Annotated in this window: 1 pseudogene; it reads right to left on the bottom strand. The window is 63.5% G+C overall.

Annotated elements, in window-relative coordinates:
* A pseudogene (locus AN393_RS20650) lies at nucleotides 1-252 on the bottom strand (hypothetical protein); the annotation flags it as partial.

Below are 252 nucleotides of genomic sequence, written 5' to 3'. Positions count from 1 at the left end.
CCCTGGCACGCCATGGCCGCCGGCCTTGAGCGTCTTTGCGGGCAGATCGAGTGGGCTACCGGTATGCCCGGGGTAGGAGCGCGCACCTGCCTGATAGATGTGGTTCGCGAACTTCTTTGCTTCGCGACCTTCCGGATCTGGAAGCCCCTGTAGTGCATCTCGAACCGTTCGCCATGCCTGTGTCGGCAGCATCGTACGGAACTGCTGCAACTTGGCAACGCGCGCGGCGAGCTTCGCAGGCATTCTGGGCTG

This window comes from Pseudoalteromonas sp. P1-25 (genome assembly GCF_001401805.1).
GTDB lineage: Bacteria > Pseudomonadota > Gammaproteobacteria > Enterobacterales > Alteromonadaceae > Pseudoalteromonas.
This window is presented reverse-complemented; position numbering and strand designations above follow the sequence as displayed.